The 18,473-nt window shown below is 61.7% G+C and carries 14 protein-coding genes; 8 read left to right on the top strand and 6 right to left on the bottom strand.

The window, feature by feature from the left end:
• The first annotated feature begins 32 nt into the window (after positions 1–32).
• The 3 genes from ACP7DW_RS00335 (at position 33) to ACP7DW_RS00325 (ending at position 3,501) form a co-directional block, all read left to right on the top strand.
• A complete protein-coding gene (locus ACP7DW_RS00335; protein WP_426053863.1) occupies positions 33–608 on the top strand; it encodes a YceI family protein in 576 nt (191 codons plus the stop codon).
• A 164-nt stretch (positions 609–772) separates the two neighbouring features.
• On the top strand, positions 773–1,042 hold the full coding sequence (locus ACP7DW_RS00330; RefSeq protein WP_071075198.1) for a GlsB/YeaQ/YmgE family stress response membrane protein: 270 nt from the start codon (positions 773–775) through the stop codon (positions 1,040–1,042).
• A gap of 305 nt (positions 1,043–1,347) precedes the next feature.
• Positions 1,348–3,501 (top strand): S46 family peptidase, encoded by a 2,154-nt coding sequence (locus ACP7DW_RS00325; RefSeq protein ID WP_426053864.1) that lies wholly within the window; start codon positions 1,348–1,350, stop codon positions 3,499–3,501.
• An 81-nt stretch (positions 3,502–3,582) separates the two neighbouring features.
• Here the strand turns inward: ACP7DW_RS00325 and ACP7DW_RS00320 are convergent, their stop codons facing one another.
• Positions 3,583–4,161, bottom strand: coding sequence for a hypothetical protein (locus ACP7DW_RS00320; RefSeq protein WP_426053865.1), 579 nt, complete (start codon positions 4,159–4,161; stop codon positions 3,583–3,585).
• Between the two features lie 150 nt (positions 4,162–4,311).
• On the opposite strand from ACP7DW_RS00320, the gene ACP7DW_RS00315 reads away from it, so the two are divergent.
• Together ACP7DW_RS00315 and ACP7DW_RS00310 are read left to right on the top strand one after the other, a co-directional pair.
• A complete protein-coding gene (locus ACP7DW_RS00315; RefSeq protein ID WP_426053866.1) occupies positions 4,312–6,000 on the top strand; it encodes a M14 family zinc carboxypeptidase in 1,689 nt (562 codons plus the stop codon).
• Between the two features lie 90 nt (positions 6,001–6,090).
• The gene (locus ACP7DW_RS00310) at positions 6,091–8,241 is read left to right on the top strand and encodes an FUSC family membrane protein (protein WP_426053867.1); all 2,151 of its coding nucleotides are present in this window, start codon (positions 6,091–6,093) and stop codon (positions 8,239–8,241) included.
• An 11-nt stretch (positions 8,242–8,252) separates the two neighbouring features.
• On the opposite strand, the gene ACP7DW_RS00305 is transcribed toward ACP7DW_RS00310, so the two are convergent.
• The 5 genes from ACP7DW_RS00305 to ACP7DW_RS00285 form a co-directional block, all read right to left on the bottom strand.
• A complete protein-coding gene (locus tag ACP7DW_RS00305; protein WP_426053868.1) occupies positions 8,253–10,208 on the bottom strand; it encodes an alpha/beta fold hydrolase in 1,956 nt (651 codons plus the stop codon).
• Positions 10,209–10,275: 67 nt separating this feature from the next.
• Entirely contained in the window at positions 10,276–11,748 is a 1,473-nt protein-coding gene (locus ACP7DW_RS00300) for an amino acid permease (protein WP_081344397.1), read from the bottom strand.
• 286 nt (positions 11,749–12,034) lie between these two features.
• The gene (locus ACP7DW_RS00295) at positions 12,035–13,465 is read right to left on the bottom strand and encodes an amino acid permease (RefSeq protein ID WP_426053869.1); all 1,431 of its coding nucleotides are present in this window, start codon (positions 13,463–13,465) and stop codon (positions 12,035–12,037) included.
• Positions 13,466–13,580: 115 nt separating this feature from the next.
• Positions 13,581–14,039 carry a RidA family protein gene (locus ACP7DW_RS00290; RefSeq protein ID WP_282409538.1) on the bottom strand — a complete coding sequence of 153 codons (459 nt, stop codon included), beginning with the start codon at positions 14,037–14,039 and terminating at the stop codon, positions 13,581–13,583.
• Positions 14,040–14,293: 254 nt separating this feature from the next.
• Positions 14,294–15,877: an ABC-F family ATP-binding cassette domain-containing protein gene (locus tag ACP7DW_RS00285; protein ID WP_426053870.1), complete on the bottom strand. Its 1,584-nt coding sequence runs from the start codon at positions 15,875–15,877 to the stop codon at positions 14,294–14,296.
• Between the two features lie 151 nt (positions 15,878–16,028).
• On the opposite strand from ACP7DW_RS00285, the gene ACP7DW_RS00280 reads away from it, so the two are divergent.
• The 3 genes from ACP7DW_RS00280 to ACP7DW_RS00270 are packed head-to-tail and all read left to right on the top strand — an operon-like array spanning position 16,029 to position 18,452.
• Positions 16,029–16,358, top strand: a complete 330-nt coding sequence (locus ACP7DW_RS00280) for a hypothetical protein (RefSeq protein ID WP_426053871.1) — start codon at positions 16,029–16,031, stop codon at positions 16,356–16,358.
• Positions 16,359–16,377: 19 nt separating this feature from the next.
• Positions 16,378–16,932, top strand: coding sequence for a DUF2844 domain-containing protein (locus ACP7DW_RS00275; protein ID WP_426053872.1), 555 nt, complete (start codon positions 16,378–16,380; stop codon positions 16,930–16,932).
• A gap of 47 nt (positions 16,933–16,979) precedes the next feature.
• On the top strand, positions 16,980–18,452 hold the full coding sequence (locus ACP7DW_RS00270) for a DUF3443 family protein (protein WP_426053873.1): 1,473 nt from the start codon (positions 16,980–16,982) through the stop codon (positions 18,450–18,452).
• Positions 18,453–18,473 lie beyond the last annotated feature (21 nt).

Raw genomic sequence — 18,473 nt, 5'->3', positions numbered from 1 at the left:
TTTATTTCTCGTTGTTTAACTCTAGGAACTCAATGAAATTCAAGCACTTGATGATCGCCGTGCTGGCAGCCGCCGGCGCGGGTTCGGCCATGGCCGCTACCGATACCTACAACCTCGATCCGACGCACACTTTCCCCAGCTTTGAAGCCGATCACATGGGCATGTCTGTCTGGCGCGGCAAGTTCAACAAGACCAAGGGAACCGTGACCCTGGACCGTGCCGCCAAGACGGGCAGCCTGGACTTGGTCATCGATGCCGATTCGATCGATTTCGGCCTCGACGCCATGAACACGCACGCGAAAAAAGCGGACATGTTCAATGTGGAAAAATTCCCGGCAATCACCTACAAGAGCAAGTCGTTCAAGTTTAACGGCGATCAGCTGGTGGAAGTCGATGGCGAACTGACCCTGCTGGGCGTGACCAAGCCCGTCAAATTGAACGTAAGCAAATTCAAGTGCATCATGCACCCGCGCTACAAGCGCGAAGTGTGCGGCGCCGATGCCAGCGCGGAATTCAAGCGCAGCGACTTTGGCCTGAACTACGGCATGCCGGCGTTCTCGCCGGAAGTCAAGCTGGCCATCCAGGTCGAAGCGATCAAGGCCGACTAAACACGACCTTGCCGCATGACAAGCCCGCCTCGCTGCCCGCAGCCAGGCGGGCTTTTGCATGCGCGACGCAAATCCGCTGGACTTTTCTATCGTGCGGCATCAGTATCACCTGGCATGATGTTTTTCTAACATGAAAACCACTCACCCATCGCGCGGAGGACTGCATGAATTTCATTATCTGGATCGTTATTGGCGGCGTCATCGGCTGGCTGGCCAGCATGGTCATGAAAACCGATGCGCAACAAGGCATCTTCCTCAATATCGTCGTCGGCATCGTGGGCGCCTTTCTCGGCGGCTGGCTGCTGGCGCCGCTATTCGGCACGGGCACCATCAATAGCGACAATTTCAGCCTGTCTTCGCTGCTGGTCTCGTTCCTGGGCGCCGTGATCCTGCTGGGCATCGTGAACCTTTTGCGCCGCGGCAAAATCCGCTAGACCGGCGACACGCCGTGCCTCACGAGGTGGCCGGGCCGCGCAAGCGCCCGGCCATTTTTTATTGCCGCTAGGACACGTATGGACAATACTACAGCCGCCGTACGGAAAAATGCGCCCTGGCAGCCGATTTTCTGCCCCCTTCCAGCACAAATAATGCAATTTGAATAATTCGACGTCAGCATGCCACCCGGAAAATGTGATTGACTAGTGCGAGTTCGATACGGATACTCTAGGTCGCCCGCTGAGAAAAACACTGGGTACACGTTGGTTCCGACTTCCCACCATGTAAAAAGACTAGAACTCGAATGAAAAAATCTTTAATCGCGCTCGCCATCCTGAGCAATTTTGCACACGCCGACGAAGGCATGTGGATGCCCCAGCAGCTGCCACAAGTAGCCAAGGAACTGAAAGCGGCCGGACTGAAACTCGATCCGACCACCCTGACCAAACTGACCGAGTTCCCGATGGGCGCCATCGTCAGCCTGGGCGGTTGCTCGGCCTCGTTCGTCTCGCCGCAAGGCCTGGTTGCCACCAACCACCATTGCGTCTACAACAGCGTGGCGGTCAATTCGACCAAGGAACGCGATTTGCTGGCCAACGGCTTCCTGGCCAAGACCTTCGCTGAAGAATTGCCGGCCGCTCCGGGCAGCCGCATCTTCGTCACCTCGGCCGTGACCAATGTCAGCGACAAGATCATCACCGCCGACGTGGCCAAGCTGCAAGGCAAGGCACGCATCGATGCGATCGAGAAAAACCAGAAGAAACTGGTCGCCGAATGCGAAAAAGAAGCGGGCTTCCGCTGCACCGTGTCGAGCTACTACGGCGGCCTGGAGTTCTACCTGATCAAGCAACTGGAAATCCGTGACGTGCGCCTGGTGCACGCGCCTCCAGCGGGCGTGGGTAAATTCGGCGGCGACACCGACAACTGGATGTGGCCACGCCACACGGGCGACTACGGTTTCTACCGCGCCTATGTGAGCAAGGATGGCAAGGCTGCCGACTTCAGCAAGGACAACGTGCCGTACCAGCCAAAACACGTGCTGAAACTGGCCAAGGATGGCTTGAAAGAAGGCGATTTCGTGATGGCACTGGGCTACCCTGGCCGCACCAACCGTCACCGCCTGCCATCGGAAGTGGCGTTCACGTTTGACTGGAACTACCCGGCCTTCGTGAAAGCCTCGGGCGAAACCCTGGCCATCATCGCGCGCGAAACCAAGGACAACAAGGATGTCGCGCTGAAATACGCGGGCCAGGTCGCTGGCGTGAACAATTACTACAAGAACCGCCAAGGCATGCTGGACTCGTACGCCGGCAGCGACTTCCTGGCGCGCAAGACGACGGAACACGAAGCCCTGAAAGCGTGGGTCAACGCGAATGCTGCCCGCAAGGCCGAATTTGCCGGCGATATCGAGCAAGTGGAAAAGCTGATCGCCGAGCGCGATGCCGACACCAAGCGCGATTTCTTCCTCAGCTACGCACAGCCACGCCTGCTGAACACGGCACGCAGCCTGTACCGCCTGTCGAACGAAGGCACCAAGGCCGATACGGAACGCAAGTCCGGCTACCAGACGCGCGATTTGCCGCGCCTGGAAGCGGGCATCACCTCGGTCGAACGCACCTACGATGAAAAAGTCGACAAGGCGCTGGTACTGAACAGCCTGACCAAGTACGCCGCGCAACCGGCAGCCCAACGCCGTGCCAGCTTCGACGCCGCCATCGGCATCAAGGACGGCATGTCGCCAGCCGAGCTGTCCGCCGCCCTGGACAAACTGTATGCCGGCAGCAAGCTGGCCGACAAGGAAGAACGCGCAGCATGGCTGAAACGCACGCCAGCCGAATTCCAGGCCAGCAAGGACAGCTTCATCCAGGCGGCCGTCGCCATGTATCCGGATTCGCTGAAAAACGAAGCGGAAGACGAAGAACTGGCAGGCAAGATCCAGCAAGCCTACGCCAACTACATGAAGGCAAAAATTGCCTTCATGAAGAGCAAGGGGCAAGCCGTCTACCCTGACGCCAACAGCACCTTGCGCGTCACGTTCGGCAAAGTGGCCGGCCGTGACCATGGCGCCGACGGCACCACCTGGACCGCGTTCACCACCGTCAATGGCGTCGCCGCCAAAGCCACGGGCGAAGGCGAGTTCAATGCACCAGCGAAACAACTGGCCGCGATCAAAGCCAAGGACTTCGGTAAATTCGTCGATCCCAAGCTGAAAACCGTGCCGGTCGACTACCTGGCCACTCTGGACATCACCGGCGGCAACTCCGGTTCGGCTGCCCTGAACGCCAAAGGCGAATTCATCGGCCTGGCCTTCGACGGCACGCTGGACTCGATCATTTCCGATTGGGACTACAACAAGGCCAACACCCGTTCGATCCAGGTCGACCTGCGCTACATGCTGTGGAACATGAAACACATCGACCACGCCGACAACCTGCTGAAAGAAATGGGCGCCGAGTAATTCGCGGATAACAACAACGAATAAGCCCGGCAACGGGCGGTTGTCGCCTGAGCCACTCCTGCGGGAGTGGCTTTTTTTCGTCTAACGTTTTACTTTGGCAAAACGGTAAGGCACGGCTTGCTCCGCGCCAAACACTGGCCCGCGGCCACTTCCCAGCGGCAGCATGACCCGCCGCCCATCCTGCGGCAGCAAGGCCAGGTCGGCGCCGGGAAAACGCTGCGCCAGCAGCGGATAGGCTTGCCGCTCGATGGGGGCGGCGGGAATCACGATGCGGTAGTCGCTTTCGCCAAAGTCCAGCAGCAGCGCGGGCATGTCTTCCGACCCCGGCAGCGCCGTGATGCGCAGGCGCGTGCTGCCCTTGACGAGTTCGACGGCTGACCACAGTGGCAAGCTGCGCTGCGTGGCGCCGATCCGCAGCTGCGCCGCGTGGCCCGCGTCCGCCGACATCAGCAAGACATCGGGCCGCTCCTCCGATACGGCCCCATCGACGGCCAGCAGCCAGTCCCGGTAGCGTATCAGCGCGCCCTGTGCGGCGGCCGTGACGGACCCGCCCTGCGCCACCGGCCCCTTGCCCGCTGGCAAGCGCAGCGGCGCCGCCTGCGCCGCCAGGCAAGCCCACCACGCCAGCACCGCCAGCGCTGCCATCACCGCCTTGCCCATGCCGCCTCCCCTTGCCCGTGAAACGTATGCATAGCACAAGTACTCCAGTCAGCCCCTGCGGCGCATCAAGGCAGGAGCGCCGGTGCTACAATTGGCCCCTAGCGGGCGCACTTACCCAGCGCGCCTTCCCCCTCCCAGACTCAGACCGCTATGCCACCAGACTTGCGCACGACCTACGAACTCGGTAACCACAACCAGACCACGACCTGGCTGGAATGCATCACCTTCTACAAGGATCTCGCCGCACGCTATCCACACGTGCTGCATTTCGAACAGATCGGCCTGTCCGATTCGGGCGTGCCCATCCACGCTGGCGTCGTCAGCGCCGACGGCGTGTTCGACCGCGAGCAAATCAAGCGCGCAGGGCGCACCGTGTTCTTCAACAACAACGGCATCCATCCGGGCGAACCGGAAGGCATCGACGCCTGCATGGCCATCGTGCGCGACCTCTGCACGCAGCCCGAGCGCCTGGCGGCGCTGGGCAGCACCGTGCTGCTGTTCATTCCGATCTACAACGTCGATGGCAGCCTGAACCGCGCCAATACCTCGCGCGTGAACCAGGATGGCCCGGAGCAATTCGGTTTCCGCGGCAACAGCCGCCACCTGGACTTGAACCGCGACTTCATCAAGTGCGACAGCCTGAACGCGCAAGTGTTCAACCGCCTGCTGGCCAGCTGGGACCCGGACGTGATGGTCGACACGCACACGTCGAACGGCGCCGACTACCCGTACACGATGACCTTGATCCACACGCAGACGGATAAGCTGGGCAATGGCCTGGGCCCCTTCCTGCAAGACACCATGCTGCCGCACATCTTTGCGGCCATGGAAAGCGCCGGCTGGCCCACCTGCCCGTATGTGAATCCCGTCAAGGATAGCCCTGACCACGGCATCGCCGAATTCCTCGAAGTGCCGCGTTTCTCGACCGGTTTTGCGGCCCTGCATCACGTCATCGGTTTCATGCCGGAAACGCACATGTTGAAACCGTTTGCCGACCGCTATGCTTCCATGCGTGCCCTGCTCGACATCACGATGGCGTTTACCATCGAACATGGCGAGACAATCCGCCAATTGCGCGCGCAAGCCAAGGCGGCCGGACGCACGCAAGCTGCATGGCCGATCCACTGGGCCATGAACGAAGAGCAAGCGTCGACCTTCCCCTTCAAGGGCTACGCGGCGCAATACACGCCTAGTCTCCTGGGCGACTACCAGCGCCTGTCCTACGACCGTTCGCAGCCGTGGGAACGCGATATCGCGTACTACAACCGCTTCGACGCGGACGTCACCGTGGCCGCGCCGAAAGCCTACGTCGTGCCGCAAGCATGGCGCGAAGTGATCGAACGGCTGCGCTGGAACGGCGTTGAAATGCACCGCATCACCGCCGAAAAAACAGTAACGGCGCGCTACTACCATATCGCATCCGTTGGCACGCGCGCCACCGCCTACGAAGGCCACATGTTCCACGACACGGTGGAACTGGAAGCGCGCACGGGCGAATTCACCGTGCAGGCGGGCGACTATGTAGTGTCCCTGGAGCAGGACAACGCGCGCTACGCCGTGGAAACCCTGGAACCGCAGGCGCACGACAGCTTCTTCCGCTGGGGCTTCTTCAACAGCGTGCTGGAAAAGAAAGAAGCGTTTTCCGATTACGTGTTCGAAGATATGGCCTCCGAGTTGCTGCGCGACGAGCCGGCGCTGGCGGCCAAATTCGCCGACTGGAAAGCGGCCAATCCTGCCTTGCTGAGCAATCAGGAAGCCGTGCTCGACTTCATCTTTGCACACTGCCAGCGCTTTGCCGAGCCGGAATGGCGTAGATATCCCGTGATTGCCCTGATGTAAATCCGGGCTGCAGCAACTGCAACATCCTGGCGCCGCATCGGAGATCCCGGTGCGGCGCCTCTTTCTGTGCCCTGCCCACAAGGTAATCCCATGCACTACGCACTGAACCTGCGCACCTTTATTTACAGCCATTATTTCTACCTGGGCTTGCGCGTGGCCGTCGGCCTGGTGGGCCTGGCCTTGCTGGTCCAGGAAATCAGCGACAGCGCCACCGCCATGACGGTATGCATCGGCGCCCTGTGCACGACCCTGATGGACATGCCCAGCCCGCTGCGCCACAAGTTCAACGAAATGCTGGCCTCGGTGCTGCTGTGCAGCGCCGTCACCTTGCTGATCAGCCTGTGCGGCCCGGTGCAGTGGCTGTTGATGACGGTGCTCGTCCTCGTGAGTTTTCTCGCCAGCATGATGGTGGTGTATGGCAAGAAATCCATGCCCTTGCAACTGGCCGCCCTGTTCATCATGACCATGTCGATGGAGCATCAGATGACGTGGCAGCAATCGTTTCACCACGCGGGCCTGTTCATGCTCGGCGGCTTGATTTATCTGGCCTATGCCATGGCCATCGCCTGGGTCTTGCGCCACCGCATCAAGCAGCAAGTGCTGGCCGAAGCCCTGTTCGAGCTGGCCGCCTACATCGACATCAAGGCCGATTTCTACGACACGCGTTTTAACCTGACGGAACAGTTCAACAAGCTGGTGCGCCACCAAAGCATTTTGGCCGACCGCCAGCAGGCGTCGCGCGACCTGATTCTGCGCAGCCACAAGAACAGCAAGGACGCCATCGTGGTGCAGGTGCACGTGTGCATGCTCGATTTATACGAGCTGATTCTTTCCACGCACACCGATTACGCGCTGCTGCGCCAGCACCTGGCCGACTCCGACGTCCTCAAATCCTTGCACGACCTCGCTTACAAGGCGGCGCGCGATATCGAAGCCGTGGCATATGCCGTCACGCGCAAGCGCGCCTCGTATGCGCAGATCAGCTATGACAAGGAATGGGCCGATATCGAAGCGGAAATTGCCCGCCTGCATGCACAAGGGGACGCTGCGCAGGAAGCGCTGGCGACCCTGCGCGCGCAGCGCAACAAGATCCGCGCGATCTTAAGGATGATCGCGGAACTGCACCTGGCGACGCAACAAGTCTATGCCGACGTGCCGTTCTGGAGCGGCGCCGACATGGCGCCGTTCTTGTCGCAGCAAAAGTACGAACTGAAAACCCTGCTGTCGAATCTGCGCCTGGACTCGCCCGTGTTCCGCTTCGCCCTGCGCGTGTCGATGGCCATCTCGGTGGGATTGCTGATCGGCCACTGGCTGCCGTACGCGGCCCACAGCTACTGGATCGTGCTCACCATCGTCATCATCCTGCGCCCCACCTTCAGCATGACGCGCCAGCGCCGCGCCGACCGCATCATCGGCACCCTCATCGGCTGCGTGGTCACGGCCATCGTGATCCGCTTTGTGCACAGCAATATCGTGCTGATGGCCATTTTATTTCTCTCCATCGTGGCCACGCCCACCTTCATCTATTTGCGCTACCGCTACACGGCCATTGCCGTCAGCCTGATGATCTTGCTGCAAATGCACCTGGTGGCGCCCAGCAATCCGAACCTCGTCAGCGAACGCCTGATCGACACGCTGATCGGCGCGGCGGTGGCCAGCGTATTCAGCTTTGTGCTGGCCAACTGGGAATACCAGAGCCTGCCGCGCCTCGTGCGTCAGGTGCTCAACGTGAACCTCAGCTATATGCAGGCCAGCTTCGCGCTGCTGCAGGGGAAATGCTTCGATGATTTCGCCTACCGCATCGAGCGCAAGCGATTGATGGACAGCCTGGCCGCCCTCAGCTCGGCACTCGTGCGCATGCTCGACGAACCGGCCAGCAAGCAGCGGGCCGTGGAAGACATCAACCTGTTCATCGTGCAAAATTATCTATTGGTCGCCCATGTGGCGGCGCTGCGCTCGATCCTGGGCCGGCATGCCAGCCAGCTGCCCGTCGCGCCCGTCAACGCCCTGCTTGGCCACAGCCATACGCAAGTGTGTTTGACCCTGTCGCGCGCGCTGGAGCAACTGGACGACAAGGCCACCATCAGCGCGCCTCTGGCCGCCCCTGCAGCCCCGCCCGTCAGCGACGTGGCCTGGTCGGGGTGGCCGCTGGTCAAGCGACGCATCCGATTGTTGCAGGCAGATGCCGACAAGATCGTGATACATAGCGCGGCGATCGTGCACATTGTGACACCGCGCTAAATCCCCGGGATCTATTTCAGATAGCGCTCAAACCAGCCGATGGTTCGCTGCTGCAAGTCGCGCTGGTGCTCGGGTTTGCGGAAGGAATGGCCTTCGCCGTCGTAGATGAACAGGCTGGACGGCACGCCCATGGCGCGCAAGCCGTGCCAGAATTCCAGCGACTGGGCGGCCGGCGTTTCCACGTCGCGCTCGCCCACATAGATCAGGGTCGGCGTCTTGGCCGCCTTGATCGATTCGATGGGCGAAGCCCGGCGGTAAACCTCGGGTTTGTCATACGCGGAGGCGCCGAAGAACGGGATCATCCACTGGTTGATGCCGTTCTGGCCGTAATAACTGATCCAGTTCGACACGCCCGCGCCCGCCACGGCCGCCTTGAAGCGGTCGCTGTGCGTGACGCCCCACATGGTCATGAAGCCGCCATACGAATGGCCGATCAGGCCCAGGCGCTGGCCGTCGACGGGCGCCACTTTTTCCACCGCATCAATACCGGCCAGGATGTCGCGCCAGTCGCCGCCGCCAAAGTCGGCCATGTTGGCGCGCGTAAACGCCTGGCCCTGGCCAAAGCTGCCGCGCGGATTGGGCAGGAAGACGAAATAGCCTTTTTGCGTCAATTCCTCGATCACGGTGCTCGCTGCCACATAACGGGGCGAGGCGGCAGCGCCCGGGCCGCCATGCACGTTGACGATCATCGGGTAGCGCTTGCCGGCCTCCACCGACAACGGTCCCAGCAGCCAGCCCTGCACCTTGTATTGCTCGTTAGTCCAGCCCACGTTCCGCACCGTCAGCTGCGGCGCAAAGCCGTCATTGTCGCGCGTGATCTTTTTCAGCTGGCCCACCGGTCCCGCCACCAGATAGCTGGCGTGCGTAAAATCTTCCTGTGCGGCAGCCGCTTGCAAGCCATCGGCGCTGAACGACAGACGGCCATCGCTGCCGCTGCTGCTGATTTCACCGAGCAGCAGCGGCTGGGCCGGACCGCTTTGCGCATCGACGGGCACCAGCGCCAGCTGCGAATCGATCAGCGCAGTCGCCAGCAAACCGGCGCCGCGCCAGACGACGCCATTGAAGGTGCCGCGATAGTCTTGCGTGAGATTGCGCGGCGTGCCGCCCGCCAGCGGTACGGTATAAATATCGCCGCCGATGGAGCCGAAATCGCTCATCAGGCCGCCGATGAAGGCCACCGTCTTGCCGTCCGGCGAGACGGAAGGCAGGTTCAGCTGCATGGCCGGTGACGCGATCACGCGCAGGGCGCCCGTGGCCGCATCAATATGGCTGAGCTTGGCGACCCACCAGTTGCTGTCGCCATTGCCTTGCGCGCTGGTGGCGACAAAGCCGCGGCCATCGGGCGTCCAGCTGTATTCATACACATAGGTGTCGGCGGGTGACAGCAAACGCGGTTCACCGCCGCTGGCAGGCACGACGGCGATGCGCTGGGCATCGTCTTCGCTGCCCACTTCGCCCACCTGGCGCACGCCCGCCTCCACGGCGCCGGCCAGCTTGCGCGCGCCCACCGTGGCGAGCAGGGCCAGCTGCTTGCCGTCCGGCGACCAGCGCGCCGTACCGGCCACGCCCTGGATACTGGTCAACACGCGCACCGGCGCCTGCGACAGGATGGCCAGGTACAGCTGCGCCGTGCCCGCCTTGGCGTCGTAGCCGACGAAGGCCAGCTGCCTGCCGTCCGGCGACCAGCTGGGCTTGTCGTACGAACACACGCTGCATGGATCGAATTGCTGCACGATGGCGCCGTTGGCGGCGTCGCGCACGACGATGACTGCATGCGGGCGCTGCGGCTGCGGCTGTTTCTCCACCTTGCCCGATTCGATGGCGGCGATATGCAGGCCATTGGCCGACAGGGCCACGGCGCGGTAATCGCGCAAGGCCGGCTCGCTTGCAGGGGCGGCCTGCGTCACGCCCACCAGAAGGCTGCTAGCCAGCAAGCCGCAGGCGGCCAGATCAGTTATTTTCATCATGTAAATTCCGGTTAGAAATGAAAAAAACCGCCGGCAAGCGCGGCGGTTTTGGATGGAACAGGCTGCATTAGCGGGCCTTCTTGCCCAGGTGCGAATGCCGCATGCTGTACAGGAAGTAAATGGCCACCGTGACCGCCATCCACACGCTGAACACGACAAACGTCGTATGCGGCAAATCGCGCATGATGTACAGGCAAGCCAGGATGCTCAGACCGGGAATCACATACGGGCCGAACGGCACGCTGAAGCCTTCGATGCGGTTGGCGCCCTGCTTGTGGCGCAGCACGGGCACGGCAACCGAGACGACCATGAAGGCGGTCAGGGTGCCGATGCTGACCATGTCCCACAGATAAGTGGCATCGATGGAGCCGGCCACCACGGCCACCACCAGACAGACGATGATGGTATTGCTGACCGGTACCAGGGTGCGTGGGTGGATCTTCTGGAACGACTTCGGGATCAGGCCGTCGCGGCTGACGGCAAACAGGATGCGCGTCTGGCCATAGATCGTCACCAGGGTCACGCTGAAGACGGAAATGACGGCGCCGGCCGACAGCACCAGCGCGGGCCAGGTCTTGCCCGTGACGTTTTGCAGGATCACCGCCAGGCCTGCTTCCTGGCCTTCGAACAATTTCGCCTGTTGCGCACCGAGGGCGGCCACGGCCACCAGCAGGTAAAACACGGTGACGATGAGCAAGGCGCCAAGGATGCCGCGCGGCACATTGCGCGTGGGATTTTTCACCTCGTCGCCTGCGGTGGCCACCGTATCGAGGCCGATGAAGGAGAAGAAGACGGTGCCGGCCGCAGCGGTGACGCCCGTCATGCCGGCAAAGCCCTTGCTATTGTCAGTATTAAAGAAGGGGAAGAAGTTGTCGGCATTGAATCCGGAAAACGCGATGACGACAAAAAACACCAGGATCGCCAGCTTGATGATGACCATGATGGCGTTCATCAGGGCCGATTCCTTGGCGCCGCGCAGCAACAAGAAGCCACACATGCAGATCAAAAAGATCGGCGGCAGGTTGATGTGGCCGGCATGAAACTCCATGCCATGCGGGCCGGAAACGATCATCGGCGTGCGCAGCATCTCGGGAATGTGCCAGCCGAAGGCATTTTCCAGGAAGTTGTTCAGGTAGGACGACCAGCCGATGGCCACGGCACTGCCCGCCAAGCCGTATTCGAGCAGCAGGCAGGCGGCCATGATGAACGCAAGAAACTCACCCACGGTGGCGTAGGCAAACGAATACGAGGAGCCGGAGGCGGGAATGCGGAACGACAGCTCCGCGTAGCACAAGGCCGTCAAGCCAGCCGTGATGGCGGCGATCAGGAAAGACAGGACGACCGACGGGCCCGCCTTGGGCACGGCTTCGACCATGGTAAAGAAAATGCCCGTGCCGATGGTGGCGCCGACGCCGATCATGGTGAGGGAAAACAGGCCGATGGACCGGCTCAAGCCGCTGCTGCTGAGGCCTTCACCATATTCGACCGTGGTATCGATCGGCTTGGTGCGGCAAAGTTTCTGGACCAGGGTTTGGCTCACTAGCATTCCTTTATGAGGCACACATATTCGTATGACGGGTAAAAACAAATAGCGCTCCGGCCCTACCTGGCAAAAAACCGGAAAGATCGCGTCCATTTTCAAAACTAAGCGATTATAGGGCTTTCATCGGCTCAGCTAAACAGAACTTTGATGCAAGGAAACAACGCCAGGCGTGCGCCGGCAAAGCCGCAGGAGTGCTGGAGAAGAAGAAATTGTTTATATGAAAGAAAAAGCGCGCCGCTGCAGGAGCAGGGGCGCGCTTTTGACTCAGCTCAACGACGCTGGTTTACTTCTTGACGCTTGGCGCATCTGCCTGCGGCCAGCCCGCTTCGTAGCCTTGCGGCACGTCGTCGCGGCGCTCTTTCGGCGCCAGACCCAGCACGTAGTACAGCACCGTCAGCAGGATCAGCCAGGCTGGTCCGACCATCAGGGCGATGCGCGTATCGGGGAAATACGCCATCAGGCCGATCACCAGCGCCAGGAAGGCCAGCGAAATCCAGGAACCGTAGGGCGCGAACGGCATGCGGAAGGCCAGGTTCTTGATTTCCAGCGGCGTCAGGGTCTTGCGGAACTGGATCTGCGTGACCAGGATCACGCCCCAGGTCCAGACGGCGCCGAAGGTGGAAATCGAGGTGACCCAGATAAACACTTTTTCCGGCACCAGGTAGTTCAGCAGCACGCCCAGCAACAGCGCGAAGACGGACACCAGGATGGCGCGGCGCGGCACGCCGCTGGCCGTGGTTTCCGCAAACGCCTTCGGCGCCTGGCCTTGCAGCGCCAGGTTGTACAGCATGCGGCCGGTGCTGAAGATGCCGCCATTGCACGACGACAAGGCCGCCGTCAGCACGACGAAGTTGATGATGCCGGCGGCCGTCTTGATGCCCAGGCGTTCGAACGTCATCACGAAGGGGCTGCCGGTGGTGCCGATTTCATTCCATGGGTAGATCGACAGGATGACGAACAGCGCGCCGACATAGAAAATCAGGATGCGCCAGAACACCGAATTGATAGCGTCCGGAATCGATTTCTTCGGGTTCGCCGCTTCGCCAGCCGTCAGGCCGATCATTTCCACGCCCAGGTAAGCAAACATCACCATCTGCAGCGACATCAGCACGCCTTGCGCGCCATTCGGGAAGAAACCGCCATGCGTCCACAGGTTCGAGATGCCGATGGCCACGCCATCGTTGCCCAGACCGAAGACGATCATGCCCGTGCCGCCGATGATCATCAGGATGATGGTGACGACCTTGATCAGGGCGAACCAGAACTCGAACTCGCCGTAGGCTTTCACGGCCAGCAGGTTGATCGCGCCCATGGAGCCCAAGGCCGCCAGGGCCCAGATCCAGCGCGGCACGTCGGGGAACCAGATGCCCATGTAGATGGCGACGGCGGTAATTTCCGCCACGCACGTGACGAGCCACAGGAACCAGTAGTTCCAGCCCGTCAGATAGCCTTGCAGGGGGCCCAGGTAATCCTGGGCATAGCGGCTGAAAGAACCGGCCACGGGATTGTGCACGGCCATTTCGCCCAGCGCGCGCATGATCATGAAGATGACCGCGCCACCGATGATATACGACAGCATGATGCCGGGACCGGCCATCTTGATCGCGTTGCCGGAACCCAGAAACAGGCCCACGCCAATCGCGGCGCCCAGCGCCATCAGGCGGATTTGCCGCTCGCCCAGGCCGCGGTGCAAGCCTTGTTCATTCGTTTTCATTACGTGTCTCCGTTTTTTTCTTGAATACACCGATCCCTGCCTCCAATGGCGGTTCCGCTCTTGCTGGAAAGGAGGAAACGGTGCGCCGGCGACAAGCGCCGGCATGCTCAGATGATCAGGCCAGTTCGGCGATCAGTTCGATCTCGACGCAAGCACCCAGCGGGATTTGCGCCACGCCAAAGGCGGAGCGGGCATGCTTGCCGCTGTCGCCGAAGACTTCGACGAACAGTTCCGAGGCGCCATTGGTCACCAGGTGCTGTTCCGTGAATGTGGAGGTGGAATTGACCAGGCTCATGACCTTGACGATGCGTTTGACCTTGTTCAAGTCGCCGCCACACGCGTCTTGCAGGGTAGCGATCAGTTCGATGGCGATGCCGCGCGCAGCGATCTTGCCTTCTTCCGTGCTGACGTCCTTGCCCAGTTGACCGACCCAGACCTTGCCATCCTTCTTGGCCAGGTGGCCGGACAGGAAGACCGTATTGCCCGTGCGGGCATGCATCACGTAGGCGGCAGCTGGTGCGGCAACGACTGGCAGTTCAATGTTGAGGGCTTTGAGTTTTTCGTAAAACGACATGCTATTTCTCCAAGAAAACAATATAAGCGAAACCAAAATTCATGCACGGCAGGGCACGGAGGAGGACGCCCTGGCAGCGCGGTAGTGACCGACAACAGTGCCAGATTAAACGTCATCATATTGGTGAACGAGCAGTTTTAGTTCACAAATAGGCCCGGTTATTCAGTGGATTATACCGACAATCAAACAAAATTCAGCATCGGTTCATGAAGCATGCTCTACAGGCATCGAGCGTGACTTTTTTCATTAAATTGTCACTTGTGCAATGTCAAGCCCTCCGGGTCAAGGTTTATCGCCTGCAAAAATGCCTGGTCGTGCGAAACCACAAGTAACGCCCCCTGATATTGCAGCAGCATCTGCTCGAGCGCCTGCAGGCTGGCCAGGTCCAGATGATTGTCGGGTTCGTCGAGGAGCAGCAGTTGCGGCGGCGCCTGCGCATACAGTTCGGCCGCCAGCGCCACCTTCATGCGCTCGCCGCCGCTGAGCAAACGGCTGGGCATGGTGGCGCGCGCACCGGCAATGCCCAGCAGCGCCAGCCGCGTGCGCAGCTCGCCTTCCGGCACAATGCTGTTGCGTGCTTGCAAGCGCTGCACGGCGCTCCGCTCGCCTTCCCGCAGGCCCGCATGCTGGTCCAGCCAGGCCACCTGCGCGTGGCAGCGCAGACCTCCGCTGGCCGGTGTCAGCTGGCCGGCGATCACGCGCAACAGGGTCGACTTGCCGCTGCCATTGTCGCCCGTCACGGCCAGGCGGCGCGGCCCGCTGAGCAGCAAGTTGATCGCGTGCGCCTGGCCATGCGGCAAGACCATGTCGCGCAATTCCAGCAGCAATTTGCCATTCGGCACCAGGCTCTCGGGCGCCAGCAGCAGCCGTTCGACCTCGGGCGCGCAGCGGGCGCTGGCGTCCATCACCCTTTGCTGGCGCGCCTGCTGCGCCTCTTGCGCGCGCAGGCGCAGCTTGCCCTGGCTATCCTGGCTTTTCTCCTTTTTCGCGTCGAGCAGCAGCTTGCTTTGATTGCCTTCGCGGCCCTCGCGCTCACCGCGCGTCACCCGTTTATGTTGCCGTTCTGCCTGCTGCTGCGCCTCGCGCTGTTCGCGCCGGGCGCCGGCCTTTTCCGCCTGCAGGGCGGCAACGTAGCCGGCCTGCTCCAGTTCCCGCTGCTGCGCATACATCGCGTAATTGCCGCCGTAGCTGCGCAAGCCCTGCGGCGACAGCTCGACGATGGCATCGACATGCTGCAGCAAGCCGCGGTCATGGCTGACCAGCAGCAGGCCGCCAGTCCAGCGCGCCAACTGCGCCACCAGGCGGGCGCGCTGTCGTGCATCGAGATGGTTGCTCGGCTCATCGAGCACCAGCCAGTCCGCCTGCGACAGCCAGGCGCCCTGCAGGGCGATGCGCTGGCGTTCGCCACCGCTGAGGCGACTCGTCGGCGTGTCGGCATCGACGTGGCGCAAATCGAGCGCATCGAGCGCCTGGCGCAAGCGGGCGTGGGCATCCCAGCGCTCGCCCACCAGGGCGTAGTCGGCCTCGTCGATGCTGCCGGCGCCGATGCGCGCCAGCGCGGCCAGCACCTCCTGCATGCCGGCGAGCGCCGCCACGCTGGGATAGCGCTGCGGATCGAGCTCCTGCGCCACGTAATGCACGCTGCCGTCGCAGCGCACGGCGCCAGAAGACGGCAGCTCCTGGCCCGCCAGCAGGCGCGCCAGCACGCTCTTGCCCACGCCGTTATCGCCGACGAGGCCGATACGTTGCGGGGCAAAGGCAAATTGCAAATCGGAAAACAGGGTGCGGCCATCGGGCAGCACGAAGGAAAGACGGTCGAGTTGTAGTAAGGCGGGCATGGATACTCCTTGAGCAAGGCTGGCGAACCCGCGCGGCGCAATGCTGCGCTGGCGGGAAGGGCGAGGCCGTGCACAGCACGGCAGTATCAATGGCGCATGTCGAAGCGTCCGGAAAGAATGATGGAAGAAACCGGAGTTTAGCAGAAGATGGATGTTATTGCCCGGCGGGAACCACGCGGGATCTTTTTTTCATATCGATCTGCATTTGTCGGACAGATTCAATCTTTTTCTCAACGGCTATTGTATTTTTCGTCTTGCCATGAAGCAAGAATTCCATCCAACCTTGCCCATCACAGCGGTGGAACGCGATGCTGGAGCGGCATTCGATGGCAAGACGATCCTGTGCGCGAGTCATGCAATGGCCTCGCAGCAGAACTGTTCTTACCAGCATGTCTCTCCGAAGCAGTTTCCGATAACGACGCCTTTTCTGAATACTCGCAAGGACGCAAGTGGAAAAGAGGGGGCGATTATTTATGATTAGCAAATGAAAAGGTGTCGGTATGTTCAACTCTCCACGTAGCGGGCCAGCACGGCTCACCAGCCACCTGGCGACGGTGCCCGCGCGCAGTGCCATGCGCCCCACTGTCCTGGCATTCCTGTTGTGCATTTTCTCCCCTGTCGCCCTGGCCGGCCTGGGCGACATGATCTCGCCAACCCTGGGCCCCGTCACTGATGCCAGGGCCATGCACGCACGCTCCTTTTCAACCGTCCTGGATGCATCGGCCTCGACGAGCCTGCTGTATTCAAGCCACCGGATTGCCCTGCCCGATGGCGGTGTCGCCACGGAGTATGCCAATGCCGACGGTTTCGTATTCGCCGTGTCATGGGCTGCCCCAACCATGCCCGACCTGACAGCCTTGCTGGGCGCCTACAAACCCGCCCTCGATCGCGCCCAGGTCGCCCAACGCGCGTCGCGGAGTCGCTCGCCGCGCCTGCTCAACGCCACCGCTGGCGACTGGACCATCGTTTCAAGCGGACACCTGCGCGCCTATTCGGGCTACTCCTACCTGAGTTCGCGGCTGCCCGCAGGCTTTGACCTGGCGAAGCTGCGCTAAGCGCCCGCCTTCCCCGGCTATTCCAACTCAACACCATCAAGGATTCCATGAAAACGACCTCCTTCGCGCATCGTTGCCGCGCGACAATGATGTCCGCCGCCATTGCCCTCTCCGCCGCCATTGCCTTGTGCGCTTGCGGCGGCGGCTCCGGCTCATCAGTTCCACCCCCTGCGAGCGGAAACCAGCCCGGGAATCAGCCCGTGATACCGCCAGTGGTGGCGCCTCCTGTCGTTGCCCCACCGGTAGTGGTGACTCCGCCTGTGGTCACCAATCCCCCCGTCACCCCCAGCGATCCACCGATCATCATCAAACCTCCTGAGAACAAGCCCGGCGGATCGCCGTTGAATCCGGTCGCCGCCGTCATCGGCGACGACAATGTCGCGCCTGTCTATGTCGATGCCGGCCCCGCGAACGGTAACGGCAGCACGCCGAACACGATCTTTGTCGATGTCAAAATTTGCGCTCCGGGCAATGCCAACAACTGCGCCGTCATCGACCATGTCCTGGTTGACACCGGCTCGGTCGGCCTGCGCGTGTTCGCTGCCGACATGCCCTCTCCACTGCTGGGGAGCTTGGCCAGCGCCACCTCAGGCGGTGAACCTTTGGGCCAGTGTCTTTCTTTCATCTCCGGCACCACCTGGGGCAGCGTTCGCAGGGCCGACATCCGCATGGGCGGCACCAATCAAGGCGGCAAACTGGCCACCAACATGGCCATCCAGATCATCGCCGATCCGGGCGCCACATTTGCCAGCATCCCTGCAACTTGCCAAACCCAGGGCAGCATGCTGAAAACGGCTGCGGACATAGGCGCCAAGGGCATCATTGGCGTGGGCTTGTTCGCGCAAGACTGCGGCTCCGCGTGCACTGTCTTCGCCGCTCCGGTCTACTACGCGTGCTCCTCGGCACCCTGCCACCAAATTCCAGTGCCGCTGGCTGACCAGGTTGGCAATCCCCTCACCGGCTTTGGCGCCGATAACAACGGCAACATCATCATCTTGCCCACCTTGTCGAACCACGTTGCCGACCGTGCCGAGGGCATGCTGATCTTTGGTCTGGGAACCCGCTCGAATAATGCCCTGCCAGCGGGCAGCTCGGTACTGGCCGCCACCAATCTCGGCTACTTTTCGTCGGACTTCAATGGCCGCACCTTGAGCAACAGCTTCATCGACAGCGGCTCGACCATCAACTACTTCCCCGCTGGCGGCAACTTCATCTCCTGCGGTGGTGCAATCTCCGCCTTCTTCTGTCCCGGCGGCGCCCTGTCGCTCACGGCCTCGAACACTGGCCGCGCCGGCACAGTGTCGACCGTCTCCATCCTCACCGTTGACGCATCGGCTGCGTTCAGCGCAAACCCGACTGCCCATGCGTTTGAGGGTTTGGCTGGCGCCGTTGGAGCGCCTTACCAGACCTTGAACATGGGGGCGAGCTTCTTCTTTGGCCGCTCGGTTGGCATGCTGATCGATGGCCGCTCCGCAGTGGGGGTGAGCGCCACGGGCCCCGCCTTTACGCATACGCCTTAGCCCGCCAGCCCCGCCGGCTGC

Origin of the sequence: Janthinobacterium sp. PSRC1-1, assembly GCF_049897525.1 — a bacterium.
Taxonomy (GTDB): domain Bacteria; phylum Pseudomonadota; class Gammaproteobacteria; order Burkholderiales; family Burkholderiaceae_D; genus Janthinobacterium; species Janthinobacterium tructae.
The sequence above is the reverse complement of the archived record's forward strand: the minus strand, read 5'-3'. Positions and strand labels throughout refer to the sequence as shown.